At 58.5% G+C, this 25,530-nt stretch carries 15 protein-coding genes; 6 read left to right on the top strand and 9 right to left on the bottom strand.

Going from position 1 to position 25,530, the window contains the following annotated elements; all coding sequences use genetic code 11:
* Complete coding sequence (gene queG / locus NUH87_RS14685; RefSeq protein ID WP_338526573.1) at positions 1-1,098, top strand: tRNA epoxyqueuosine(34) reductase QueG; 1,098 nt, start codon at positions 1-3, stop codon at positions 1,096-1,098.
* A 9-nt stretch (positions 1,099-1,107) separates the two neighbouring features.
* On the opposite strand, the gene NUH87_RS14690 is transcribed toward queG, so the two are convergent.
* The 6 genes from NUH87_RS14690 to orn all read right to left on the bottom strand — a co-directional run bounded on the left by NUH87_RS14690 (position 1,108) and on the right by orn (position 15,743).
* Complete coding sequence (locus NUH87_RS14690; RefSeq protein ID WP_338526574.1) at positions 1,108-5,346, bottom strand: hypothetical protein; 4,239 nt, start codon at positions 5,344-5,346, stop codon at positions 1,108-1,110.
* Between the two features lie 7 nt (positions 5,347-5,353).
* Positions 5,354-7,198, bottom strand: coding sequence for a hypothetical protein (locus tag NUH87_RS14695; RefSeq protein ID WP_338526576.1), 1,845 nt, complete (start codon positions 7,196-7,198; stop codon positions 5,354-5,356).
* Positions 7,199-7,210: 12 nt separating this feature from the next.
* Positions 7,211-10,228 carry a hypothetical protein gene (locus tag NUH87_RS14700; RefSeq protein ID WP_338526578.1) on the bottom strand — a complete coding sequence of 1,006 codons (3,018 nt, stop codon included), beginning with the start codon at positions 10,226-10,228 and terminating at the stop codon, positions 7,211-7,213.
* A gap of 53 nt (positions 10,229-10,281) precedes the next feature.
* Positions 10,282-14,367 carry a hypothetical protein gene (locus NUH87_RS14705; protein ID WP_338526579.1) on the bottom strand — a complete coding sequence of 1,362 codons (4,086 nt, stop codon included), beginning with the start codon at positions 14,365-14,367 and terminating at the stop codon, positions 10,282-10,284.
* 134 nt (positions 14,368-14,501) lie between these two features.
* A complete protein-coding gene (locus tag NUH87_RS14710) occupies positions 14,502-15,116 on the bottom strand; it encodes a trimeric intracellular cation channel family protein (RefSeq protein ID WP_209437124.1) in 615 nt (204 codons plus the stop codon).
* An 84-nt stretch (positions 15,117-15,200) separates the two neighbouring features.
* Positions 15,201-15,743, bottom strand: coding sequence for an oligoribonuclease (gene orn / locus NUH87_RS14715; protein WP_040063830.1), 543 nt, complete (start codon positions 15,741-15,743; stop codon positions 15,201-15,203).
* 110 nt (positions 15,744-15,853) lie between these two features.
* Between orn and rsgA the strand changes: the two genes are divergently transcribed.
* Positions 15,854-16,885: a small ribosomal subunit biogenesis GTPase RsgA gene (gene rsgA / locus NUH87_RS14720; protein ID WP_338526580.1), complete on the top strand. Its 1,032-nt coding sequence runs from the start codon at positions 15,854-15,856 to the stop codon at positions 16,883-16,885.
* Between the two features lie 48 nt (positions 16,886-16,933).
* Here rsgA and motB read toward each other — a convergent pair whose 3' ends face one another.
* Together motB and motA are read right to left on the bottom strand one after the other, a co-directional pair.
* Positions 16,934-17,968, bottom strand: coding sequence for a flagellar motor protein MotB (gene motB / locus NUH87_RS14725; RefSeq protein ID WP_338526582.1), 1,035 nt, complete (start codon positions 17,966-17,968; stop codon positions 16,934-16,936).
* A gap of 3 nt (positions 17,969-17,971) precedes the next feature.
* Entirely contained in the window at positions 17,972-18,823 is an 852-nt protein-coding gene (motA, locus tag NUH87_RS14730) for a flagellar motor stator protein MotA (protein ID WP_040063826.1), read from the bottom strand.
* A gap of 209 nt (positions 18,824-19,032) precedes the next feature.
* Between motA and NUH87_RS14735 the strand changes: the two genes are divergently transcribed.
* The 4 genes from NUH87_RS14735 (at position 19,033) to NUH87_RS14750 (ending at position 24,305) form a co-directional block, all read left to right on the top strand.
* A complete protein-coding gene (locus NUH87_RS14735) occupies positions 19,033-20,571 on the top strand; it encodes an HDOD domain-containing protein (RefSeq protein ID WP_040063825.1) in 1,539 nt (512 codons plus the stop codon).
* 42 nt (positions 20,572-20,613) lie between these two features.
* Complete coding sequence (rhdA, locus tag NUH87_RS14740) at positions 20,614-21,429, top strand: thiosulfate sulfurtransferase (protein ID WP_338526585.1); 816 nt, start codon at positions 20,614-20,616, stop codon at positions 21,427-21,429.
* 18 nt (positions 21,430-21,447) lie between these two features.
* Positions 21,448-22,305 carry an archaetidylserine decarboxylase gene (gene asd / locus NUH87_RS14745; protein ID WP_040063821.1) on the top strand — a complete coding sequence of 286 codons (858 nt, stop codon included), beginning with the start codon at positions 21,448-21,450 and terminating at the stop codon, positions 22,303-22,305.
* Positions 22,306-22,499: 194 nt separating this feature from the next.
* Positions 22,500-24,305 carry a molecular chaperone gene (locus NUH87_RS14750; RefSeq protein WP_338526587.1) on the top strand — a complete coding sequence of 602 codons (1,806 nt, stop codon included), beginning with the start codon at positions 22,500-22,502 and terminating at the stop codon, positions 24,303-24,305.
* On the opposite strand, the gene serB is transcribed toward NUH87_RS14750, so the two are convergent.
* Entirely contained in the window at positions 24,302-25,513 is a 1,212-nt protein-coding gene (gene serB / locus NUH87_RS14755) for a phosphoserine phosphatase SerB (RefSeq protein ID WP_338526588.1), read from the bottom strand. The genes NUH87_RS14750 and serB overlap by 4 nt on opposite strands.
* Positions 25,514-25,530 lie beyond the last annotated feature (17 nt).

The following is a 25,530-nucleotide window of genomic DNA, read 5'->3' on the forward strand; positions in this document are numbered from 1 at the left end:
ATGCCTGTAAATAGCGTCGACCTTCCCGCCCTCGCCCAGTCCATCAAGGAATGGGGCCGTGAACTGGGCTTTCAGCAAGTCGGCATCGCCGGTCTCGAGCTGGGCGAGCATGAACGGCACCTGCAGCGCTGGCTCGACGCCGGCTATCACGGCGACATGGACTACATGGGCGCCCACGGCAGCAAACGCTCGCACCCCGACGAGCTGGTGCCCGGTACGTTGCGGGTGGTGTCGCTGCGCATGGACTACCTGCCGGGCGACACGCAGATGGCCCAACGCCTGGGCCAGCCGGAAAAGGCCTATGTCTCGCGCTACGCCCTGGGCCGCGACTATCACAAACTGATCCGCAAGCGCCTGCAACAGCTCGCCGAGCGCATCCAGCAGGTCATCGGCCCCTTTGGCTACCGTGCCTTCGTCGACAGCGCCCCGGTGCTGGAGAAAGCCATCGCCGAACAGGCCGGGCTCGGCTGGATCGGCAAGAACACCCTGGTGCTCAATCGCAAGGCCGGCAGCTACTTCTTTCTCGGCGAGCTGTTCGTCGACCTGCCGCTGCCGGTGGATGCCCCCCACGCCACGGAGCATTGCGGACGCTGCACGGCGTGCATGGATATCTGTCCGACGGCGGCCTTCGTCGGGCCATATGTGCTGGACGCGCGGCGCTGCATTTCGTACCTGACCATCGAGCTGAAGACCGCGATCCCGGAAGAACTGCGCCCGCTGATCGGCAACCGGGTGTTCGGCTGCGACGATTGCCAGATCGTCTGCCCGTGGAACCGTTTCGCCCGCCCGTCCGACGAAGGCGACTTCACGCCCCGGCACAGCCTGGACAATGCCGGGCTGGCCGAGCTGTTCCTGTGGGACGAAGAGACCTTTCTGAAAAACACCGAGGGCTCGCCGCTGCGCCGGGCCGGTTATGAGCGTTGGCTACGCAACCTGGCGGTCGGGCTGGGGAATGCACCGTCGACGATTCCGGTACTTGAGGCACTCAATAGCCGCCGGGACCATCCGTCAGAGCTGGTCAGGGAGCATGTGCAGTGGGCGCTGCGTCAACATGCCGAGCGCAGCGCCCGGACCGCTTGCGTCGAGCCGCCGCGCTGATCCCGAGACTCAAGCGGAAAGCGCAAAACCACTGACCGACGCCTGTATCTCAATCTCGCAACGGCGCACCGCCCGCCTCAACAGCAGCAGCGAACGTCCCGTCGAATTTCTCAGGGTTACCCGTGAGCCCTCCCCCACCACCGCCATCACCGGGTGGGTTTCTCCGCTCTTGAACTGGATATAGGCCGGCAGTTGAACGGTCCGGACCACCTGCTCCAGCGCGCAGGCGCTGTGGCCATCGGCGCTTACCAGGTCGAGTCGAAACGCACTCTTGTCCTTGAACTTGACGACCTCCAGCGAGGAGCGGGACAAGTCCAACTCCACCAGCGTCTCGCGGGCGTCACCCTGGCCGGACAGGTCCAGGCTCACTTGAGGCAGCGTCTGGAACTCCCCGTCCGGAACGATCAACTCCGTGCGGCTGCCAAAGTTCGAGTCAAAGTCCTTTGACGTCAGTACGCTTTTCTTGAATTGCAGGGTGTAGGGTGTCGCGGGATGCAACCTGACCTGGTATTTGTTGAGGACCTGCTCCTGCGGGGACTCCCCCGTCGCCCAACCGAACGGATTGGCCTCCAGCAGCAGATGAGGCGTGGCGCCGAACAGCAGGATCGTCGGTATCGGACCAAAATCCAGCACCTCCAGCCGCGTGCTCGGCGTGGCGGGCATCGTCACCATCAGCTTGCGCTCCTGCCCACGGCGAGACTCCCGACGCCGTAGGTACCAGCCCTTGTAGGCCTGCTCGGTCTTTTCCTTGCCCTTCGCGTCCGCCCAGGACGTCAAGTCATCCGGGGTCAGCCCCAGTGGCGACAACGTATACCCCCTGGGCTGCTGGCGAACGCTGGTGTTCTGGCTAACCGCACCAATATCCTTGAGCCGGTTGGTCTGATCATGATCGTCCGCGTCATTGATCATCGGCGTCAGCAACAGATCGATGCCCTCTTCCCGTAAGCCCGTGAGCAGCTGATCCGCCGCCTGGCGCATCTGCTGCTGGGTCAGGATCCCCGGCAGCGCCGAAGCGCCGAACAGGTTGCTGAAGAACAGCCCCACCTTCTCGTCCCAGCGATAGTTCTCCAGCTGGGAGAGGCTGACGATGGCATTCAAGAGGATATTCACGACGGCCAGGGCCATCCCCACCAGGATCAGGGCCACTCCCACCCCGGGCACACCAATCAGGACGAATCCCGCCAGGCTCACCCCGAACGAGGCCCCATCGATCACCGTCATGGTGATATAGAGCGCCTGCTCTTCGACGGTCTTGGCCAACCGAGCGCCCTCGACATTGCGATACAGGCTGACCGCCGTGAACAGCACATCCAGCGGCAGCAGCACCTTGTTCATCTTGAAGAACAGATGATCAAGCCTGGGCTGCCAGAGCGCTCGCGAAGCGCTGGAGGCCAGGCGCAAAGCCAGCGCCGGCCCGACATCGCTGGTGAAATCGAAGACCCCCTTGACCACCGCCAGTGAATCGCTGGTGCTGAACAGGCCCGACTTGACCGAAGAAAAATCGAGGTGGAAGGGCTGGGTGCGGAAATCCGCGAAGACCCCGAATGCCCCGAGCAAGCGACTGGAGCCGGCGGCCACGCGTGCGGTGGTCTTCAGGACGGCAGGGGACAGCTGCTTCTTCTCGAGGGCGGTTTTGGCACGACCCAGGTTTTCCCGGGTCTCTTGCAGGTTTCTCAGGGACGCCGAGTCCTGCGGCAGCGCCTTCTTGCGTTTCAGGCTGTTTTCCAGCTGATCGATGGCGGGAAGAATCCGCGGTTCCTCGCCCGATTCGAGCGCCGCGCTCAGGTCCCGCGTCGACACGCCGAATTGTTCACTGCCCAAGAGACCGCGATAGAGGGGCGCGTCAATCAATATTCGTTTCCCGCTCCAATCAGTAGTGGGTTGTTGAGCCTTACTAAAAACAGAGTCTGGCACACGACGCTCAAGGAACAGGTGAATCTTGTCCACCTCAATCCCGGTCATTTCTCGGTACTCTTGCTTGGTGACGACAAACAAAATCTGCGCCAACTGTTGATTATAGTAGGACGTCGATGCGTAATTATCAGGCTGCACGCCAAACAACGGGGAGTGATGTGAACTATAGAACGGAAAATCCTGAAACTCCCTGTAGGCAATGCCCAAATGTTCGCGAAAGCCCTTGAGTATCAACTGCCGTTTGTAATGATATCGGGGATCCTGCGGATCAAGCAAAATCTTGATTCTGTTTTCTTTTCTCAGATCTTCCAGGGCCCGCTTGTACTGTTGACTATTGATCTTCGCATCGACATCAACTGCCCCATCGGGCGTGCGAGAGCGATAACGATTTTTTATTTCCGCGTAATATCCGTGCAACAGACGCATTGTTTCAAACGTGTTGACCGGTAAAAACGCTCCTGCGCCCTTGGGCCTGATGGAAACCCTCTCATAAGCCAAGCGCTCCATGCGGGCAACGTGCTGCTCCTCTGCCAAAGGCCCAAGCAGCGACGCAGGCATTTCACCAATCGCTAATGTCTCGGCCCTCCTCCTCTTCGTTTCCTCTTCAAGATCGCGCTTATAAACACCATAATTAGACGTTTTTTCCTGTTTAGCCTGGTCGAACTCAGTCTCTGATACAACACCGCCCTGAAAAGCCTCTTTGACCAGGCCGGCCACAGAAAACACATGGGTTTCTTGCAAGAAGCGCTGAACCGCGGGATCAGCAAAATTCAAAGTACCCGCCTTCGATATAAAATTAATAAACTCTTCCGACGGCATTGCCTTCATGATATTTAGCACGATTCCCGGAAGTGGCGGCATCCTATCCTTCACCTCCAGCACATTGAACGGTACAAGGACATCGCTTCCGGCAGCCACCAAAGAAGAGCGAGGGCTGCAAATAACGGTTATATTCGGGATCCAGCGCCTGGTTACACCGTCGCCCCCCACGACATTGAAGCGCCCCGCCTCCAGGCAGCGTTCGACAAAGAGAACCGCGACATACTCCGCCATGGCCTTGGGAAAATTACACGCTGAAAAATTAAGGTACTTGATTTCCTTGAATCTAGCCGCCCGCTCTCCAAACGCGGCGGTAAAGTTATTATAGATCCATCCGGCTATTCTCTCCGCGCTGGAGACGCCTCCCAAACCCAAAATATCCGCATGACCGACTATATTGATAATGCCGTCAAACGGAACGCCAGCCCCTCCTGGACTGATATAGTCAATCGAGAGGACATCAATGGGCTTGGGTCGGCCGCGGCCCAGGAATGTATCGATATCGTGTGAGCGCACCTGATGGTAGCTGCTGATGCTATAGACGCCCAGTTCATGATCATTGACAATCATTCGATCCAGATTATTTTTTCTGAAACGTACAAACTCCTTATCCAGATTACTGATATATCGATGAGCGGCCTCCGGATCGGCAGGCATGGCCGTGTTGGGGCTCAATATATCGGCAATGGTGGGAAAGGCGACTGTACTGACCCCCCATGTACCACCATAGGTATGGCGAAACTTCTGCCTAAACGAAATAGCGAACCTAATTAAATCTTCGGGACCTTTCAGCGAGCCTCTACTTTTGTAAGAAAAATAAAGCTCGATAAACGTCAAGGGATACAGCTCTTCATAGGACATCAGTGTCTGATACAGCAGGGCAGTGGCGACATCTTCACCAATGAGCAGATTGAGAGACGCGCCTGCAGCACGCTTCACACGTACACCCGGCCGGGAGGCGCTGATCGGTAAGTTGACCCCCTGAAACACCCGCGCTTTTTTTTGGGCGATGCCCAGATAATAGAGTGAAATCAAGCCCTTCAGAAAATTCAGCTCTTGCTGTTTTTGAGTAATATTATTGCCCTCGACCTTGGCCATTGCGATGAAATCCTTAAGCAATGCCAAATGGACCCGAGTGCGCGCAGCCTCCCCTCTTGCGCTCAACAGATCCGACTCAAGCTCCGAATAAGTCGTCCGCAATGCCCCATCCATCTCCTTCCAAAGCAGCAAGGACTGGATATCCCGGGTGAAATCAAGGCCCCACTGATGTCGAAAACAGGGATAGATCACTCGCTGTGCCCCAGCCCCCTGGGTATATATCTCGCCCAGCGTGTAAGTCCTGCCGGCCAGCGTCGCTCTTATCTTTGTGTTTTCCAGATGAAGACCTGGAAAAACAACCGCATGGCGCTTCAAGAGCGTCAGGATGGACTCAAGATAGGCCAGGTTTTCCTTGTCCAGTCCGGCGCCTGATATTTCATATTGATTCAGGCCGTAATCAAACGATAACTTTTGCATACGCCACCTAAACCTCCAAGGATCTTTTGTATTGCTCGACCAGAGGATTGAGCGAACCAGAAAAACTCAAGTGGGCCAATGTTTTCACGTTATAGTCCTTGTCGACCTTGTCCCCGACGGTCAGCAACCCCTCACGTCGCCACAACGCAGTGCTCCAAAGACCCAAATCCTTGATTGAGATCATCGGGCCATTACCGCTGTCCTTTCCCAGGCCAAGCGTCAGAATGACTTCATCGATGGTTTGATTTCCTTGAGGTTCTGCTTGATCGATCGCATAAGTCAAAGAGGCGTCCAACGCGGTGGAAAGATCGCTGTCAGCACGGGCGGCGAACAGGTTGAAGGCCTTTCGATCATCACTCAGGGAAAGCAGCAAGAAACAGGGGAAATCCTTCAAGTCTATCGCCCCACGGTCGTTGCCCTGGTCGTCGTTGAACACCACTTTCGCCTCATGACTCAACTCCCCACTCGCTGAATCGACCTTCATTCGCCTTAGAACCTGCACAGTGAAGACGATGCGGCTCTCAGGTGCGGAGGTCTTGCAGGTGAGCACACCGATATCGGCTCGACGGGTGTAAAGGGTCTTTTTATCTTCGTTCAGTTTGAGCTGAAGCTGACTCATGGTGGCCTTCAGCTGCCCCGCCACTTCAAAGTTCGACACGCGCAGCTGCTCGATGAAGAGCGGAAGCCGGCTCGCCAGCGCGCCAGTCTTGATGACGTCCACGAGGGTTCGATCTTTATGGTGAGCAGCGGGAACAAAAGACCCTGCCGGATCGAACCGCTCTACATCCTCCACAATTTTTTTAAAGCTCAAGCCGTATTGTCGTCTTGAAAAGACAGCCTCTGACAGGCTCCAGCGGTCAATCAACGAACCGACTGTCTGGATTTCAAATGACTGCGAATCCTTCACCAACACATCCAACATAAAACTGCCGGAGGAGCCTTGACCTGCCGAGGGCGTCAAAGAAAGAGAGACTTTATTTTTGAATGCATCAAAGCAGAGCCCTCGAGTCGCCTCGATCGCGAAATGGGCGTTTTCGACCGAATAAAACAGCGCGTTATCGAGGACCGCCCATCTGTTTTTTTGAAACGGATAATAGGCGGACAAGCGCTCCAGAGGTAATTGCCGGTATCCAAAGCACTTCAATACCTGTTTTTTTTCTTCCAGGTAATCCCTGAAATTTTCCTTGCCCTCTGGCTGGGTATTGCCCACCCACGCCGCCACTCTCTCCAGGCGCAAGGAATGTCGACCATTTTTGATGGCCACGGGAATGGTATTGAACTGGAATTCACTAAAGCCAGAGAAAAAATCTCTAAACCCATCACCGAAACCACTCAAAATATAGGGTGCCTCTCCGGTTTTTTGAGTGTTCCATACCTTGACTGTCGAGAGACCGTCCTTTGTTTCCAGCTTGATGACACAGGGATCCTGATGAGAGAACATCAGCGGCTCGGTTTTTCCCAAGACCTCGCGGGTGGCGACTCTTATCGTGCTTTCATTACGCCGACTCGCCGATGAAACCTTTCCCTCTTTATTTTCTTCCCAGACCCTGAGCATCAGATACAATTGATCGTTCAGGCAGACCAAGGTAAAACTCCGGCCTAGCCGATAAGCAAACACCCTTTCATCGGCAGCCCCTGGCCGCGGTTCAGCGACATAATGATCTTCTTTCTCTTCGCCCATCCAGATATTCGGTTTGGCAACAAGACTGGCAGAATCAGCATCATGTGTCTGCCAGACGGCATTAACAGCGGTAAATTTGAAAGTGAATACATAGTCCTTTTCTCCATAAAAAGGGCACGCCACCTTATAGCGATCTTCACTCATCTCGAACAGCTTGACTTGTGCAGACATCAGGGACTCTCCTTATTCCTTTTCGACCACGTCATACTGGTTGATCTGATCTTTCAGATAGGTCTTCGAGTGCTCATCCTCAGCCACTCTATCGGCCAATTGAGTAAACCCTTGTTGAACAGCCGGTTCCGGCAAGGCAGATTGGAACCAATAAGCCTCCTCTCGATGACTCAGCTCCGACCGTCGCAAAAACCCAATTAACTGATCGGCGCTGAAGATCCCTTCCTCAAGCAGCAGACTGAGTCGGTTTTGTGCGGAACCTTGCCACGCCACGACACCCTTCAAGCAAATCGTCAGCAGGTGATTTTCCGTTTCCAGAAAAAAGAACAGGTCGTCATCTTTTATTTGCGCCGCTCTGAAACTGACAGCGGGTGCTGAAATAAAGTTGGTCGCCTCTTTCTTTGTAGACAGGAAGAGAACCTTGTCCCCGCCCAACACGCCGGAAATTTCAATGGTATTTCTGTAACCATTGGCAATCACACTATCGGTTCCACCCTGGTTGAGGTAGAAGAAGTTCTCAGGCAAGTTTCCGACCAGCTGAGTTTCATGCCGACCGCCATGCAGGTAGGCCACGTCTCCACGCGCGATCAGGATATCCCGACCGTCTTCGCTGGGATAAAGCGGCGTATTGGGTTTCCCCAGAATGCTGTTTCGCAACACATACTCTGTCTTACCGCTCCACTGGCGAAGCACTGTTTTCTCACCCAGGGTTTCACGACTGAGGTCGACTTGCCTGCGCCAGTAGATTTTTCCGTCGTTTGGCGAAACTTCCAAGGTGTACAGACGCCCTCTTATCTCGATTTCCAGGAACTCGCCGATCGGCTCTTTCAAGAAATTGAGCAGGGTCAACGAGCCGTCCTTGAGCGACGCCTGACTGCCCGCCAACCTGACCAGGACCGCCGAATCCTCGGTCGCCGCCAGTTCCTTTTCAGGATCAACCAACAGCGCCCACTCCAGAACGATACTCCCCCAACGCTCATCCTCCGGCCCCGGCACCTGTATCACGATGTTCTCCAGCTCGACCCCCATGAGTTTCAGACGAGAAGGCGCCAGCCCCTTCTGGAAGTCTTCCTCCGCGGCGAAATCAAAGGTGGTGTGAGAGTCCCACATCAGATAAATCGTATTAGGTGAACCTCGACCTTGAACTTTACTACGCCCCTGCCCCACATACAGGATGTTGGAGAAGAGCGGATCCAGTTCATATTCATGGTTGCCTTTCAGGCAGGGGATGTAGCTATAAGGATTGAATTTGCCTTCGACGCGTAGAAAATACGGCGCGTCATAGGTTCCACCGTCAAACTCCCTTTCCGCGCGGTATGAGTAGGGTGAAGGGGTTGCCGAAAGGGCCTCTTTTCTCATCCAGATACAGAGCACCAGTATTTCCACGCCCCGCCACCAAGCGGGCGCTTCTTCGATGCTGGCCTTTTTCAACCAGGGCGTGCTGAATAGCTTTCTTCCCGTTTTGGAATAGCCATGAACAGAGATATTCTTCGCGACCACTTCGGGAAAGCCCGCGCTCATGACAACATCTTTCGCCATTCTTTCAAAAGAGAAAGGAATCGCCGTATAGGCCAATGTATGTTGTTCAAGAAACGCTTCCAGTTTGGACTCCGGGACCTCGGGAGCGATATCCAACCCCTCATAGGGCAGATCCACCCCTTGGGCAATCGCTGCAAATGTCAATTTTCGATTGAAGTAAAAATAAATTCCGGAGAAAAACACCTGGTCCATTGCAACCAGGGGAAAAGGGGAAGTCAAATGGATCCGATAACAACAAACCGAGGTATTTTCTTTTAAGGGGTCCTTGATATCCATCTCGAAAAAGTAGGGATCGCCCCGCGTGTCCAGATTGAACAATCGCATCGAGGCAGCCTCCTCGACGACTTTTCTAAAGTGGCAGCGGCCCACATACGGTGCCTCGCTCAACGGTTGATAGCCCGTGTCGAGCATCTCATAGGAAAAATTAACCACTTCCGGTGGCGCCTGCTCAAAATACGCCAATCCCTGCAGGCGCAAAAAAGACTCTTGATCAAGATAAGTAACCGACGCAAGCGACGCCATGTCAACCAGCAGTCCGTGCTCTATTTTTTTAACCGCCGTCGAAAGATCAAGGTGATGAACACTGTTATAGGCGACCTCACTCCCTGAATCATAAAAGACCCTGAAGCGAGGAAAGTCGATATTCAAGTACTTGAACAGGCCTGGACCATTCAGTAAACATTTCATCTCCAAAAAATCGAGGGTGTGTGCCTTATTGATCGCCCGCATATCGATGAGCTGGTGGCTCGAGGCGCTGACCCTGACCTGCAAGAAATCTCTTTTTTCATCCTCCAAAGTGCCTATCCGAGCGCCGCCGCGCGTCGCAATACGATAGGAAAACTGCAGGGAACTCAAATGAAATGCTGACGTTGGAACACTCGGCAGAAGAACGAAGCCTCTTGCTTTTGCCTTCTTTATCTCCTCAAATCTCAGATACCCTGTTGTTGGGTTCGTCGGCTGCCCGTCATGCCGGGTAAGCCTGATTTCGTAATTGACAAGGGTATCGCCCGGATACCGGTCGAGCTCCGCCTCCTTTTCTGCATTGAATACCAGTGCAGTCGAGTCATAGGGTCGGCTGGCCGCGCTCCCCAGCATCACCGGCTGGTTATTCCCTGGAACAAGCAGTTCCGGCAAATCCATTTCCAAGACGTTATATAAACGATTCCCATAATAGAGATCGGGATTCAAGGTAATGGTTTGGTTTTGCAGAATGAGCTTTAAATTGCTTTCTATATTTTTTCTTAAAATCAATTCATCGCTTTTGACTTCGCTGACAAAAAAATTGCCCTCCAAAGACACCTCTAGCTTGGCTCGATCACGATCCTCCACTTTGAACGATTGCTTATTAACGGGTGTTACCCGTGGGTCCAGTCGGGTGGTGAGATCATAATACCTCAGCGAGGTATCCGTCAGAATCAACTCGACCTTGTCCAGTTTTGAATCCGCCGCGACCCCATGCCCGGTAATCTTTATTACTTTCCTGTCACTCATCACTTATATTCCATTAAAGTGCTTCAACTTTATTTAATACGCCAGGTTTACGCCTAAACGGAAACTGCAAAACCGCTGATCGACGCCTGTATCTCAATCTCGCAACGGCGCACCTCCCGCCTCAACAGCAGCAGCGAACGTCCCGTCGAATTTCTCAGGGTTACCCGTGAGCCCTCCCCCACCACCGCCATCACCGGGTGGGTTTCTCCGCTCTTGAACTGGATATACGCCGGCAGCTGAACGGTCCGGACCACCTGCTCCAGTGCGCAAGCGCTGTGACCATTGGCGTTCACCAGGTCGAGCCTGAACCGACTCTTGTCCTTGAACTTGACGACCTCCAGCGAGGACTGGGACAAGTCCAGCTCCGACATCGCCTCGTGATCCTGGCCGGAGAGGTCCAGGCTCACTTGAGGCGAACTCTCGAAGGCCCCTTGCGGAACGACCAGCTCCGTCCGGCTGCCAAAGTTCGAGTCAAAGTCCTTTGACGTCAGTACGCTTTTCTTGAACTGCAGGGTATAGGGCGTCTCGGGATGCAGCCTGACCTGGTATTTGTTGAGGGCCTGTTCCTGCGGCGACTCCCCCGTCGCCCAACCGAACGGATTGGCCTCCAGCAGCAGATGCGGCGTGGCGCCGAACAGCAGAATCGTCGGTATCGGGCCAAAATCCAGCACCTCCAGCCGCGTGTTCGGCGTGGCGGGCATCGTCACCATCAGCTTGCGCTCCTGCCCCCGGCGAGACTCCTGGCGGCGCAGGTACCAGCCCTTGTGGACCTGCTCGGTCTTTTCCTTGTCCTTGGCATCCGCCCAAGACTTCAAGTCATCCGGGATCAGACCCAGTGGCGACAACGTATACCCCCTGGGTTGCTGACGAACGCTGGTGTCCTGACTCACCATCCCGATGTCCTTGAGCGGGTTGGTCTGATCGTGATCGTCTGCGTCATTGATCATCGGCGTCAGCAACAGATCGATGCCCTCTTCAGACAAGCCACTGCTGATGGCACCTTGCGTATGATCAGAATTCCCTTCGAACAATCGATCCGCCGCCTGGCGCATCTGCTGCTGGGTCAGGATTCCCGGCAGCGCCGAAGCGCCGAACAGGTTGCTGAAGAACAGCCCCACCTTCTCATCCCAGCGATAGTTCTCCAGTTGGGAGAGGCTGACGATGGCATTCAAGAGGATATTCACGACGGCCAGGGCCATCCCCACCAGGATCAGAGCCACCCCGACACCAGGCACCCCAATCAGGATGAATCCCGCCAGGCTCACCCCAAACGAGGCCCCATCGATCACCGTCATGGTGATATAGAGCGCTTGCTCTTCGAGAGTCTTCGCCAACCGCGCGCCTTCGACGTTGCGATACAGGCTGACCGCCGTGAACAGCACATCCAGGGGCAGCAGCACCTTGTTCATCTTGAAGAACAGATGATCCAGCCGGGGCTGCCAGAGTGCTCGCGACGCGCTGGAGGCCAGGCGCAAGGCCAGCGCCGGCCCGACATCGCTGGTGAAATCAAAGACCCCCTTGACCACCGCCAGTGAATCGCTGGTGCTGAACAGGCCCGATTTGACCGAAGAAAAGTCGAGGTGGAAGGGCTGGGTCCGGAAATCCACGAAGACCCCGAATGCCCCGAGCAAGCGACTGGAGCCGGCAGCCACGCGCGCGGTGGTCTTCAGGACGGCGGGGGACAGTTGCTTTTTCTCGAGGGCGGTTCTGGCACGGCCCAGGTTTTCCTGGGTCTCCTGCAGATTTCTCAAGGACGCCGAGTCCTGCAGCAGCGCCTTCTTGCGTTTCAGGTTGCTTTCCAACTGATCGATGGCGGGAAGAATCCGCGGCTCCTCGCCCGATTCGAGCACGGCTCTCAGGTCCCGCGTCGACACACCAAACTGTTCGCTGCCCACAAGGCCCTGTCGCAGGGCCGTGCCCACCACTATAGCGTTCGACTGCGGACTCGCCTCTTGAATGGAATGGAATATCTCCGGAGTGAACTCTACATGGGGTATATTCTTGAAAAACTGACGGGCGGCCGCATCGATATTGATGTTGGTCATCTCGAAGTAATCCCGCTTATCGAGGAGAAACATCTTCTTGTAAGCAAGCTGGTAATTCGACTCGCTGCTAGGTACCGGGCTACCACACAGCCGGAAAATCACATCCGTGAAGCTCCTTATCTTCAACGGACCGACAGGATCATAAGGATCAATCAGGAATTTTAATTTGGTGGTCGTATAGAGGTTATAGCCTCCCACGAAATCACGTCGCTCCCTGGCCACCTTCAAACTCACCAGAAACTCTACTACTTTTCTGATTGTTTTGATTTCACCGACGGGCAATAGCTGTGATGCCTCCGCTATAGAGGCGACCGCGACCAATGAACGAATCGCGTCAACGGACTCGGGAAAATGCTCATGAATGAGTCGGGTATACTCATCAACACCGCGCTGCCGAGTATTAAAAAACTCAGTTACAACTCCCCTGAAATACCTGAGTGATACGGTTTCCAGCTCAGCACCCGCGACGGGAGATATCCGACTCACCTTGAGAACATTGGTACTCCTCAAGTACTCCACGAATGAAGGGTTGCTCAAATCGAGCTCATGACCCGGCCATTCAAAATGCTCCCTGACCGCCAACTGAATATTGGGGTAGGTACTGATGAGAAACCTGAACGCCTTGAGAACATGGCCCGGCAAAACGAGATGATGCTCTTGCCAGCGGCTCGACAGATGCCCGAGCGTAGGGTCGGCGGTTAAGACAAGAGATGTCGTGGGACTACTGACGACAAGCACATTGGGGATCTTATCTGTTTCAAAATGAGGCAGCGCTTTCTCCAGAAGAAGAAGTGTGATGTGGGTGGCCAGCACTTGAGAAATATGACAAGACTGAAAATTGACAACCTTTAATTTCTTGAACCCCGCCTCGGTATAGGTCGCGAGTAAATTACTGTATAGCCAATCCGCTACCTTTTCCGCGTGTCCGAGAACACGCCCCTCTATATCGATGCCATGCCCTATAACATTGACAGTGCCATCAAAAGGTACGCCCGCCATGGCGGAAGAAGCGTACCCGATCACCAGACGGTTATTGCTTAGCCTATAATCCGCGCCCAAAGCAAAATAAACACGGCCGCCAGGACTGATTAAATTATCCAGGGTTCTTTCTCTAAAAATAGCAAACTCCTCGTGGATACTGAGCAGCATCCGCCGCCACTCAACAGAGTCTACGTTAGGGAGAGAAAGAAGGGTTTGGGCCAGGTTATGCTCTCTCAATGCAATTAACTGGTGAAGGCCGGTAAAGTAACCGATGGGCATTGAGCGAAGATTGAGGGCTGACAGGAAACTTATAAAGTCCTGTCGTGTCTTGATGCGTCCTTTCCATCGTTTATAGTACGTGGAAAGCAACTGCATGGTCCTACGATTGGCAACATTTTGCAACGCGATGACCTGATAGAGCCTGATATCGGCAACATCATCCCCCACCAGCAGATTCAACGGGTGCTCGACAGCTCGTTTGCGTCGATTGTTTTTTGTAGCGGAGACCACGGCATTCGTCAGGACCACCCCTCGAAATACCCTCATCCTTGCCTGTGTGACACCTACCTGATAAAGAGAAAGCAGCCCATGCAAAAATTCAAGCTCTTCTTTTTTTCCCCTGAAATTCCCACCCTCCAGACTGGCCTGGATCGTAAAGTCCTGGGTCAGCACGAAGTTGATCCGATGTTCTTCGGCGCCGGGCGCCTTCAGCAACTGAGATTTAAGTACTGTATAAGCCCTCCTTGATTCTTCACTCATCGCTTTCCAGAGCGAAAAAGTCGGTATTTCCCTTATAAAATCGAATACAAAATCATCTCGAAAACAAGGATAAAGAATGCGTTGTCCATTCGCTCCCTGCGTATAAATCCGACCCAGGACATAGGCCTTTTCGCCCAGGGCGGCGTAGATCTCCTTACCCTTCAGATAAAGACCCGGCACAGAAACATTATATTTCTTTAACGTGCGCCGAACCGTTTCCAGATAGATCAGGCTGTCTTTGTTTAACCCACCACCCGAGACCTCATAGTGGTTCACGCCATAGTCGAACAGTAGTTTTCCGCCCTGCACAAGAGGGCGCGAAGGGAGGCTGCCAGGGGGAAAAGACTCTAACATCGCAATATCCTTATTACTCCTTATGAGTCACAAGGCTACGCGCAGTCCTTTTCAAAAGAAAAACGGAATTTGTTGATCAGACCCTGTCCGAACGGATCAACAATAAAGTTAAAAGAAGTAGATATATACGCCCACTAGGCTTCGTCGTTATAAACAAACTTCGGCATTTCCCAGTGGAAACGAATCGCCAGAAGACGCAGCAGAAAACCACCGAACAGCGTGATCAAAATCGCCTGTTCATTGGGCAGCTGCCAATAAGTACAACCCAGGAAACACCAGGCCGCCGCAAAAGAGACACTGGCATAGAGCTCACGACGGAAGACCAACGGAATATCGTTGCAGAAGATATCTCGCAGCACCCCGCCAAACACCCCGGTGATCACCCCGCTGACCGAGGCCACCATCAGGCCCTGGCCCATTTCCAGGGCCGTCATGCAGCCGATCAGGGTAAAGGCCACCAGGCCCAGGGCATCGAGCACCAGGAACAGTGAGCGCAGATGGCGCATCAATGGGGCGATGAACACGGTCACCATTGCAGCGATCGAGGTCAGCACCAGGTATTCCGGGTGCTTGACCCAGGTCAGCGGGTAATGCCCCAGCAGCACGTCACGCACCGAGCCACCGCCGAGTGCGGTGACACAGGCGATCAGCACCACGCCGAACCAATCCATGCCGCGCCGTCCGGCCGACAGGGCGCCGGTCATGGCTTCAGCGGTAATGGCGACGAGGTAGAGCATCAGCAACATGATGGCGATCCGGGCAGGAGAAGGCGCGCAGTCTACTGATTTGCGCCGCGCCCCAAAAGAGCGCAGCGCAGCCATCACCGGTGCTGATCAGAACTTGATGAAATGCTCGCGGTAGTGCCGCAACTCGGCGATCGACTCACGAATATCGTCCAGCGCCAGGTGCGTGCTGCCCTTCTGGAAGCTGTCACGCACTTCCGGCGCCCAGCGTGCCGCCAGCTCCTTCAAGGTGGACACATCCAGGTTGCGGTAGTGGAAATAGCTTTCCAGTGCCTTCATATGGCGCGCGAGAAAGCGCCGGTCCTGGCAGATGCTGTTGCCGCAGATCGGCGACTTGCCCTTGGGCACCCACTGCTCCAGGAAGGCGATGGTGCGTGCCTCGGCCTCGGCCATGTCGATGCGGCTCTCGCGCACGCGCTGGGTCAGCCCCGAACCGCCATGCTGGCGAGTGTTCCACTCATCCATGCCGGCCAGGATCTCATCGCTGTGATGGATCGCGATCACCGGACCTTCAGCCAGGGTGTTGAGGTTGCTGTCGGTGACGATAGTCGCCATTTCGATGATGACGTCGGTGTCCGGGTTCAGCCCGGTCATCTCCAGGTCGATCCAGATCAGGTTCTGTGGGTTTTGCATGGGTTGGCTCCTCGGCATAGCCGCACAGTTTAGCGCAGGCCGCGCTTGCCGGGCGTGCTAAACTCGCGACCGCTCGACCCCTACCGCCGATTCAACGACACGGAACACCCATGGCCAAACGCCAGCTCAACCGCCGCCAGAACTGGCGCATCGAAAAGATCCAGGGCGAACGCGCCGCACGCGCCGCCAAACGCGAATCCCAGGCCGTGGAAGCGCTGGAAGGCGGCGACCTGGGACCCGAGCAGACGGGCCTGGTGATCGCGCACTTCGGGGTGCAGGTCGAAGTCGAGGCGCTGGAGGGCGAGCTCAAGGGCCAGGTGTTCCGCTGCCACCTGCGGGCCAACCTGCCGGCACTGGTGACCGGCGACCAGGTGGTCTGGCGTGCCGGCAACCAGGGTATCGGCGTGATCGTCGCGCAACTGCCGCGCACCACCGAACTGAAGCGCCCGGACAGCCGCGGCCAGCTCAAGCCGGTGGCCGCCAACGTCGACATGATCGTGATCGTCTTCGCGCCGCTGCCCGAGCCCCATGCCAACCTGATCGACCGCTACCTGGTGGCCGCCGAGCACGCCGGCATCCGGCCGTTGCTGCTGCTGAACAAATTCGACCTGATCGACGAGCACAACGCCCCGGCCCTGAATGCCCTGCTGGCGGTCTATCGGCAGCTGGGCTACCCGCTGCTGGAAGTGTCGGCCCATCACGGCAACGGCATGCAACAGTTGCAGCAACAGCTGGACGGGCGCATCAGCGTGTTTGTCGGCCAGTCCGGGGTCGGCAAGTCCTCGCTGGTCAACAGCCTGCTGCCCGAGGTGGACACCCGCGTCGGCCCGCTCTCCGAGCTGTCCGGCCAGGGCACCCACACCACCACCACCGCGCGGCTGTTCCACTTCCCTGGCGGTGGTGAACTGATCGACTCCCCGGGGATTCGCGAATTCGGCCTGGGCCATGTGAGCCGCGCCGATGTCGAAGCCGGCTTCATCGAATTCAACGACCTGATCGGCACCTGCCGCTTCCGCGACTGCAAGCACGACCGCGAACCCGGCTGCGCCCTGCTCAAGGCCCTGGAAGACGGCCGCGTACAGCAGCAGCGGATGAACAGCTACCGCTCGATCATCGCCAGCCTGCCGCAAGACAGCTACTGAGGCGAACGAAACAACAAGGCCGCGATCATCGCGGCCTTGTTGTCTGGCTTACGAGCCCGTCTTGGGCTTGCCCGGCTCATCCGTCTTCAATACGCCATCCTCGAAGATGTTCAAGCGTTGCCGCAGTTCATGGGCCGGCAGCGGCTGCTGGTCCGCCGGCAGCGCGTTCGGGTCCGCCGGTACCTCGCCCGGAGCACCTTGCCCCGAGCTTGGCGCAGGCGTGGCATCATCCGCGCCCTGCTCGCCCTCGATGGCCTTCTGGGCCTTCTTGGTCAGCACCACGATATCGATGCGCCGGTTGACCGGATTGAACGGATTGGCCTTGTCGAACAGCGACGACGAGGCATAACCCACCACCCGCGCCACTTGCTTGTCCGGATAACTGCCGGCCACCAGGGCCCGACGGGCGGCGTTGGCGCGGTTGGCCGACAACTCCCAGTTACCGAAGTCGCCCGTGCCGGCGTAGGGTTTGGCATCGGTGTGACCGCTGATGCTGATCTTGTTCGGCACCGCCTTGATGGTGTCGGCCATGGCCAGCAGGATGTCTTCGAAGTAAGGCTTCAGACGCGCACTACCGGAGTCGAACATCGGCCGGTTTTCCGCGTCCGTGATCTGGATACGCAGGCCATCCGGGGTGATCTCGAACTGGATCTGGTCCTTGAATTTCTGCAGTTCCGGGCTCTCGTCGACCTTTTTCTGCAATTCCTGCAGCAGCAGTTCCAGGCGCTCTTTCTCCACCTGCTCGGCCATGCTCTCGACCTGATCGGTGTCGACCGTGACCTTGTCCGGCTGCGGCTGGGACTTGACCTCCGGGTTGAGGGTCTTGTCCGGCGCCAGCACCGGCGAGCCGCCCAGGTCGATAATGTAGGGCGTACCGCTCTCGGAGAAACCGATCGGGTCCTTGAAATAACCAGCGATGGCGATCTTCTGTTCCGGGGTGGCGGTGGACAGCAGCCACAGCACCAGGAAGAACGCCATCATCGCCGTCGCGAAGTCGGCGAAGGCGATTTTCCAGGCGCCACCGTGATGCCCGCCGGCAAAGCGCTTGACGCGCTTGATAATGATCGGCTGATTGTTTTCCATGACTCAGCGACCGCGAACCGCTTGTTCCAGCTCGGCGAAGCTGGGACGGTGCTTCGGATACAGGACCTTGCGCCCGAACTCCACCGCCAGCGAAGGCGGCATGCCGGAGGCCGAGGCTACCAGGGAAGCCTTGATCGCTTCATAAGTGTTCAGTTCTTCCTTGGCATCGTGGTTGAGGGACGTCGCCAATGGGCCGAAGAAGCCGTAGGCGGCGAGAATACCGAAGAAGGTCCCCACCAGCGCCGCACCCACGTGCAGGCCGATGGACTTCTGGTCGCCTTCGCCCAGGGAGGCCATGGTCACCACGATCCCCAGTACCGCCGCGACGATACCGAAGCCGGGCATGGCGTCGGCGATGCCGGTCACGGCATGGGCCGGATGCTCCAGTTCTTCCTTCATGGAGAACAGTTCCATGTCGAACAACCCTTCCAGCTCATGGGGTGCCATGTTGCCGGAGGACATGATGCGCAGGTAATCGCAGATATAAGCGGTCATGCGATCGTCCTTGAGCACGGCCGGGTACTTGGCGAAGATCGGGCTGGCGGCGGCGTCTTCGATATCCCCTTCGATCGCCATCATGCCTTCACGACGGCTCTTGTTGAGGATCTCGTAGATCAGCCCCAGCACCTCGAGGTAAAAGGTGTGGCTGAAGCGCGAACCGAACATGCCCAGGGATTTCTTGACCACGTGCATGGTCATGTGGCCCGGGTTGGCCTGGAGGAACGCACCGAAGGCCGCACCACCGATGATCATCACCTCGAAGGGCTGGATCAGGGCGGCAATCTTGCCATGGGAAAGCACGTACCCGCCGAGCACGCTCGCGAATACGACAATGATGCCGATAATTTTAGCCATAGGTAGAGAGCACTTACTGAGTCGGGTTCAAGGTCATATTCGGAAGTTAATAAATCTCTTCTTCTACTTATCGGCAAAACTGCGCCAGACTATAGTCAGTTCAGGTGAAAAGCCAGTAAACCGGCCACGCGCCGCCTTGCCGGGCCGATTGCGCAGCGCCTACCCAGCCCTTACGGGCCCGTCAATTGTGATGATGATCGCGTCCGAATATGGCTAACGAAACGACTGTCTCCACGCAAAAACCGAACACGCTGCAGGGTTGGATCAAGCTGCTGCAAGCCGTGCGTTTGCCCGTCCCCCAGGACAGTCACGACCGTGTCTGCCGCGCTATCCGCGACAGCCGCAGCTCACTGCGCGATATCGCCGAGTTCATGCAGGACAGCCCAGCCCTGGCGCTGAGCGTCATCCGCGAAGCCAACCAGCACACCCATGGCAGCATGACCGAGCCGGCGGAAAACCTTGAGGTGGCCATCAATCGCCTGGGCTTGAAGCGCACCGAGGAACTGCTGGCGCGCCTGCCGGCCCGGGCTCCGGAAGAAATCCCCGTGGTCCTGCGCCAGCTCCAGTTGATCAGCCAGCACGCCAGCCAGCAGGCCAACGGTCTGTTCGCCGCGCGCCTGGCGCGGCTCTGGCAGGACATCCATTGGGGCAGCCTGTTGTTTCTCTCGCCCCTCTGGCCGCTGGCCGTGACTCACCCGAAACTGCTCGAAGACTGGGAGCTGCGGGTGATTCACCGGAATGAGTCGGCGTCGGCCGTCGAGCGGGAACTGTTCGGCGTGCGCCTGCTGGACCTGTGCCAGGCACTGGCCGATATCTGGCGCCTGCCGAACTGGGTCACCCAGGGCTATCAACTGGTGAAAACCGAATTGCGCATGCTGGCCCGGGTGCTGCACATTGCCCGCGACAGCGAGGACCGTCTGCACCAGCAACAGCAGCTCGACGACGATCCGGAACTACGCCGCTGGTTCAACCAACCCGCCAATACGGTGCTGCTGGCCAACGGCCTGGCCCTCTCGGCGCAACAGGCCTGGGACAGTCCGCACCACCTGCGCTGGCAGTACCTGACCAGCCTGTACCTGCAACAATCGATGGACGAGTTGCAGCAGCAACTGCACCAGCAGGCGGCGCAGAGCGCCAACCAGCACAGCATGGCGGACCTCTGGCACCCGGCCGAAGCGCTGGTCTGGCGCGGCAGCATGCGGCGCATCCACAGTGACCTGCTACCGGCGGCCGACCCTTCGCCCGCTGCCCTGGCGATCTGGCGCAAACACTGCGCCGAACTGCTGGCCGAACCCAGCCGGTTCACCAACGCCATGCACCTGACCGGTGTCGCCCGCGACGCGTTGAACGCCTGCGGCCTGCGCCGGATCATGATCCTGATGGCCGATCGCACCCAGAGCACCTTGCGGGTGCACCAGATCGCCGGGCTGGAGAAAGAGTCGGCCGGCCTGGTACTGAAGGTCAGCCCGAGCCCGGTCCTGCAACGGCTGCTGAGCCAGCCGGCGCAGATTCGCCTGACCCCGACCAACAACGCCCAGTTCTCGGCCCTGCTGCCCACCAACCTGCGGGCACAGTTCCGCGGCACTCACCTGCTGCTGCGCTCCCTGGGCTGCAATGGCCGAGTGGTCATGCTGGTGCTGGCCGACCAGGGCGGCGGCCCATTCTCGGAAATGACCGTGCAGGCCTTCGGCAAAACCGCACAGTGCATCGAGAAGGCGCTGCACGCCTTTACCAACCGCGGCGCATGACGCTGCGCTACAATCGCCCCTTTTGCGCCCTGGAGACCTCACATGCCTGACTTCTCTGGCTTGCCGTTGGTGATCGAGCCCAGCGACCTGCTGCCCCGTCTCGACGCCGCCGAACTGATCCTGGTGGACCTGACCAGCAGCGCCCGCTACGCCAGCGGGCATATTCCCGGCGCCCGTTTCGTCGATCCCAAGCGCACCCAACTGGGCCTGCCGCCGGCACCCGGGCTGATGCCGCCGAAGGACCTGCTCGAGGCACTGTTCGGCGAACTGGGCCACAACCCGAACGCGGTCTACGTGGTCTACGACGACGAAGGCGGCGGCTGGGCCGGACGCTTCATCTGGCTGCTGGACGTCATCGGCCACAGCCGCTACCACTACCTGGACGGCGGCCTGCACGCCTGGCTGGGCGAAGGCCTGCCGGTCTCCTGCGACACCCCCGCCGCTGTCGGTGGCCCCGTGGCGCTGACCCTGCACGACGAACCCACCGCGACCCGCGAGTACCTGCAAAGCCGCCTCGGCGCCGCCGACCTGGCCATCTGGGACGCCCGCGGCCCGCTGGAGTACAGCGGCGAGAAAGTCCTGGCCGCCAAGGCCGGGCACATCCCCGGCGCGGTGAATTTCGAATGGACCGCCGGCATGGATCCGGCGCGCCAGCTGCGCATCCGCCGCGACATGCCGCAGATCCTCGCCGACCTGGGCATCACCCCGGACAAGGAAGTGATCACCCACTGCCAGACCCATCATCGTTCTGGCTTTACCTATCTGGTTGCCAAGGCGCTCGGTTACCCGCGCGTCAAAGGTTATGCCGGCTCCTGGGGCGAATGGGGCAACCACCCCGACACCCCCGTAGAGATTTGAGATTTCCAAGGATCCTTGATGAAAAAGCGTTTGTTCATCCTCAGCCAGTACCTGCTGCCCCACCACCTGCTGTCGCGCCTGGCCGGCTGTATTGCCGAATGCCGCGTGCGCTGGTTCAAGAACGCCTTTACCGCCTGGTTCGCCAAGCGCTACCAGGTGGACATGTCCCAGGCACTGGTCGAGGACCTGACCGCCTACGAACATTTCAATGCCTTCTTCACCCGCGCCTTGAAAGAAGGTGCCCGGCCACTGGATGAAACCCCGGGGGCGATTCTCAGCCCGGCGGACGGCGCGGTCAGCCAGCTCGGCCCGATCGAACACGGCCGGGTCTTCCAGGCCAAGGGCCACAGCTTCAGCGTGCTGGAACTGCTCGGCGGCGACGCGGCGGTCGCCGCACCGTTCATGGGCGGCGACTTCGCCACCATCTACCTGTCACCCAAGGACTACCACCGGGTCCACATGCCCCTGGCCGGCACCCTGCGGGAAATGGTCTACGTGCCTGGGCGCATTTTCTCGGTCAACCAGACCACCGCCGAAAACGTGCCGGAGCTGTTCGCCCGTAACGAGCGCGTCGTCTGCCTGTTCGATACCGAGCGCGGGCCGATGGCCGTGGTCCTGGTGGGCGCGATGATCGTGGCGTCGATCGAGACCGTCTGGGCCGGACTGGTCACACCGCCCAAGCGCGAACTGAAAACCGTGCGCTACGACGAAGCCGCCCGCCAGCCCATCCATCTGGAAAAAGGCGCGGAACTGGGCCGTTTCAAGCTAGGCTCCACCGCCATCGTGCTGTTCGGGCCACAGCAGGTACAATGGGCCGAAGGGCTGGTGGCGGGCTCGCCCGTGCGCATGGGCCAAGGCCTGGCCTCCCCGACCTGATATGCACTAGGCTTGAAAGGCTCGCGGGCCATTCTCGCGGGCCTGGACAGGGACAACGGGGCGTAGCCGGATTCGACCGGCAGGCTGCAGAGGCCCCATAATCCCGCCAAGCGATGGCATTATATTGATATCATCTTAGTCATCCTGGCCGGTCGACGGCCCAGGTCGTTTCGCTGCAGGAGCTGGACCGCTACATGAGCAATCCGAGTCCCCATCTGTTGTTGCGCGCACCGACGCCTACGCAGTTGAGCTTGTCTTTCTGCGATGCGACACCGCGCGACCTCAAGCGCTGGATCGCCGGCCTGCCGAAAGCCAACCTCGGGGAAACCGCTCGCCTGCTGTATCAGGGCCTGGGCGAACTCAATCTGTTGCGCACCCCCAGCGAAAACCGCCTGCAACTGCTGGAACTGCTGCGCCCCGAGGTGTACTACGTCTGCAAGCACCTGGAACGGCATTTTCTCAACCAGTCGATCGTCCTCGACGAACGCCCGAGAAAAGTCGCCAACCTCTGCCAGGCCCTGCAAAACCACCTGGCCATCGGTTACAAACAGATCGCCATGCGCGTGGTCTCACGGGGCGGGAAGGACCGCACAACCCTACTGACCACCGCCATACAACGGGCCCTGCACTGCCTCAACGGGCCCCTGGTGCGTGCCAGCCAACTCTATTGTCCGGTGCCGGAAAGCCTCTGGTTCGAGGTGCACCAGCTCTATCAACTGGCCCTTGCCCATCAGATCCACAACCACCCGGTATTCGACGAACAGGCCAGCCAGGCGCGGCCGCTGAGCGTCGAACAAACCTACATCGTCGCGCTGCTGCTGGGTTGCGCACGCAGCAACCAGATGCGCCAGAACCACATTGCCCGGCTGGCCGAGGTCCTCGAACCCTGGAGTACGCTGGTCAGGTTGCAAGGCGCCGAGCAGGCTTCGAGCCTGTTCGCCGTCGCACCCGGCAGCGACACCCCGCCACGCTACACGTCCTTGTTCACCGAAGAGCAACTGACGACCCTGATCGGGATCGACACCCTGCCGCTGGTCGAGGCTATCAAGGAATACCTCGAGCTGCCCGCCGACCTGCGCAGCCAGTCGCGCCTGCAAGTGCCCAACGGCTTGAGCCTCGACGTGCTGCAGCACCTGAGCGCCGCCTGGGGTGAAGCCGCCGAGCGCACCTTCCAGCGCACTCCGGGCCAGGGCACCCTGACCTTGTGTGTCGGCATGAGCGCACTGCACTTCTACCTGGGTGGCCAGCGTTCCTTCAGCGATATCCTCAAGATCCCGACGGCCAGCAAGGCCGCGCAATTCGCGGTACAGTTGTCCAACAGCGCCGAAAAGGATGCCTGGAGCCACGCCTTCGACGCCCAGCGCGCCGGCAGCGCCGACACCTTGCTGCCCTACGAGGAAATCCAGTATCACGTCAGTGATGCCGACAGCAGCCAGGCGGCCTTCAATAGCGCCGAAGACTTCCCGACCCATGGCCTGCAGATCATCAACCACAGCCCCGGCGGTTACTGCCTGGCCTGGCCCAAGGAGGTGCCCGCCCAGTTGCAGGCCGGCGAAATGGTCGGGGTCCAGGATCCTTCAAGCCAGGGCTGGAGCGTGGCCGTGGTGCGCTGGATACGCCAGGTGCGCAGCGGCGGCACGCAGATGGGCATCGAACTGGTGGCCCCGCATGCCCAGCCTTGCGGCCTGCAGCTGGTGCGCGGCGGCGAAGGCAACAGCCAGTACCTGCGGGCACTGCTGTTGCCGGAGATCAGTGCCATCGGCGTACCCGCCACGCTGCTGGCGCCGCGCTTGCCGTTCCAGGAAGGACACAAAGTCCTCATCAACAGCAACGGTGAAGAGCGCCGCGCCGGGCTGAGCAAGCGCCTGGCCAGCACCGGTAGCTTCAATCAGTTCGAATACCGCCTGTTCGAACAGCCGGTGACGCCAAAGACCGATCCGAGTGCCGGCGGCCTTGGCGTTGCCGAAGACGATTTCGGCTCGCTGTGGAAGATCCTCTAGGGTCTTCCGTCCCCATCACGCACACCCAGCAGATACAACACCCCATCCAGCCCCAGGGTCGAAATCGCCTGCTTGGCCGAGTGCCTGACCAACGGCTTGGCCCGGAACGCCACGCCCAGTCCGGCAATCGCCAGCATCGGCAGGTCATTGGCGCCGTCGCCCACCGCGATGGTCTGCTCCAGGCTCAGGCCTTCCTTGTGGGCCAGCTCACGCAGCAGGTCGGCCTTGCGTTGGGCGTCGACAATCGGCTCGACGGCCACGCCGGTGCACTTGCCGTCCACCACTTCCAATTCGTTGGCGAAGACATAATCGATGCCCAATTTCGCCTGCAATTGCTTGGCGAAGTAGGTGAAGCCGCCCGACAGGATCGCGGTCTTGTAGCCCAGGCGCTTCAGCTCGGCGAACAACACTTCGGCGCCCTCGGTCAGGCGCAGCGAAGCGCCGATGGCATCCAGCACATTGACGTCCAGGCCCTTGAGCAACGCCAGGCGTTCCTTGAAGCTGGCGCGAAAATCCAGCTCGCCGGCCATGGCCCGCTCGGTAATGGCCGAGACCAGGTCGCCGATGCCGGCGGCCTTGGCCAGTTCGTCGATGACTTCGGCCTCGATCAGGGTCGAGTCCATGTCGAACACCGCCAGGCGGCGGTGGCGACGAAACAGCGAGTCTTCCTGGAGCGCGATATCGGCATTCAGCTCTTCGGCCGCATTGAGGAACTCCCGACGCAAGGCCTGCGGATCGGCCAGTTCGCCACGCACGGAGAGCTCGAAGCAGCTCTTGCTCCGGGCCGACGGCGTGTCCGGCGTGTGCGCCGACAGACGGTCGATCTGCACCACCTCCAGACCGTGCCGCGCGGTGATCGAGGTCACCCTTTGCAACTGCTCGGCAGTGACATGGCGACTCATCAGGGTCACGACATGACGCTTCTGGCCCGGGCTCGCCATCCAGTCCTGGCACTCGGCCTCGGAAAGCTGGGTGAAACGCACCTGCTGCTCCCGTCCCGAGATGCTGGCCTCGATGTCCTTGAGCGACGACGAAGACTGCGCGGCATTGGCAAATTCGACCAGAATGCCGAATGCCAGGCTGCCGTGGATAACCGCCTGGCGGATATCGAGAATGTGCACAGCAGCTTGTGCCAGCACGCCAGTAATGGCTGCGGTCAGACCCGGACGGTCCTCTCCACTGATGCTGATCAGGACGATTTCGCGCAAAGCGCACCCCCGCTCGT

This window comes from Pseudomonas batumici (genome assembly GCF_036585405.1).
Classification (GTDB): domain Bacteria; phylum Pseudomonadota; class Gammaproteobacteria; order Pseudomonadales; family Pseudomonadaceae; genus Aquipseudomonas; species Aquipseudomonas batumici.

Excerpts from the sequence above, each read along its gene's own strand:
- queG (WP_338526573.1), top strand. The coding sequence starts at position 1 with ATGCCTGTAAATAGCGTCGACCTTCCCGCCCTCGCCCAGTCCATCAAG.
- NUH87_RS14690 (WP_338526574.1), bottom strand. The coding sequence starts at position 5,346 with ATGCAAAAGTTATCGTTTGATTACGGCCTGAATCAATATGAAATATCA.
- NUH87_RS14695 (WP_338526576.1), bottom strand. The coding sequence starts at position 7,198 with ATGTCTGCACAAGTCAAGCTGTTCGAGATGAGTGAAGATCGCTATAAG.
- NUH87_RS14700 (WP_338526578.1), bottom strand. The coding sequence starts at position 10,228 with ATGAGTGACAGGAAAGTAATAAAGATTACCGGGCATGGGGTCGCGGCG.
- NUH87_RS14705 (WP_338526579.1), bottom strand. The coding sequence starts at position 14,367 with ATGTTAGAGTCTTTTCCCCCTGGCAGCCTCCCTTCGCGCCCTCTTGTG.
- orn (WP_040063830.1), bottom strand. The coding sequence starts at position 15,743 with ATGCAAAACCCACAGAACCTGATCTGGATCGACCTGGAGATGACCGGG.
- rsgA (WP_338526580.1), top strand. The coding sequence starts at position 15,854 with ATGGCCAAACGCCAGCTCAACCGCCGCCAGAACTGGCGCATCGAAAAG.
- motB (WP_338526582.1), bottom strand. The coding sequence starts at position 17,968 with ATGGAAAACAATCAGCCGATCATTATCAAGCGCGTCAAGCGCTTTGCC.
- motA (WP_040063826.1), bottom strand. The coding sequence starts at position 18,823 with ATGGCTAAAATTATCGGCATCATTGTCGTATTCGCGAGCGTGCTCGGC.
- NUH87_RS14735 (WP_040063825.1), top strand. The coding sequence starts at position 19,033 with ATGGCTAACGAAACGACTGTCTCCACGCAAAAACCGAACACGCTGCAG.
- rhdA (WP_338526585.1), top strand. The coding sequence starts at position 20,614 with ATGCCTGACTTCTCTGGCTTGCCGTTGGTGATCGAGCCCAGCGACCTG.
- asd (WP_040063821.1), top strand. The coding sequence starts at position 21,448 with ATGAAAAAGCGTTTGTTCATCCTCAGCCAGTACCTGCTGCCCCACCAC.
- NUH87_RS14750 (WP_338526587.1), top strand. The coding sequence starts at position 22,500 with ATGAGCAATCCGAGTCCCCATCTGTTGTTGCGCGCACCGACGCCTACG.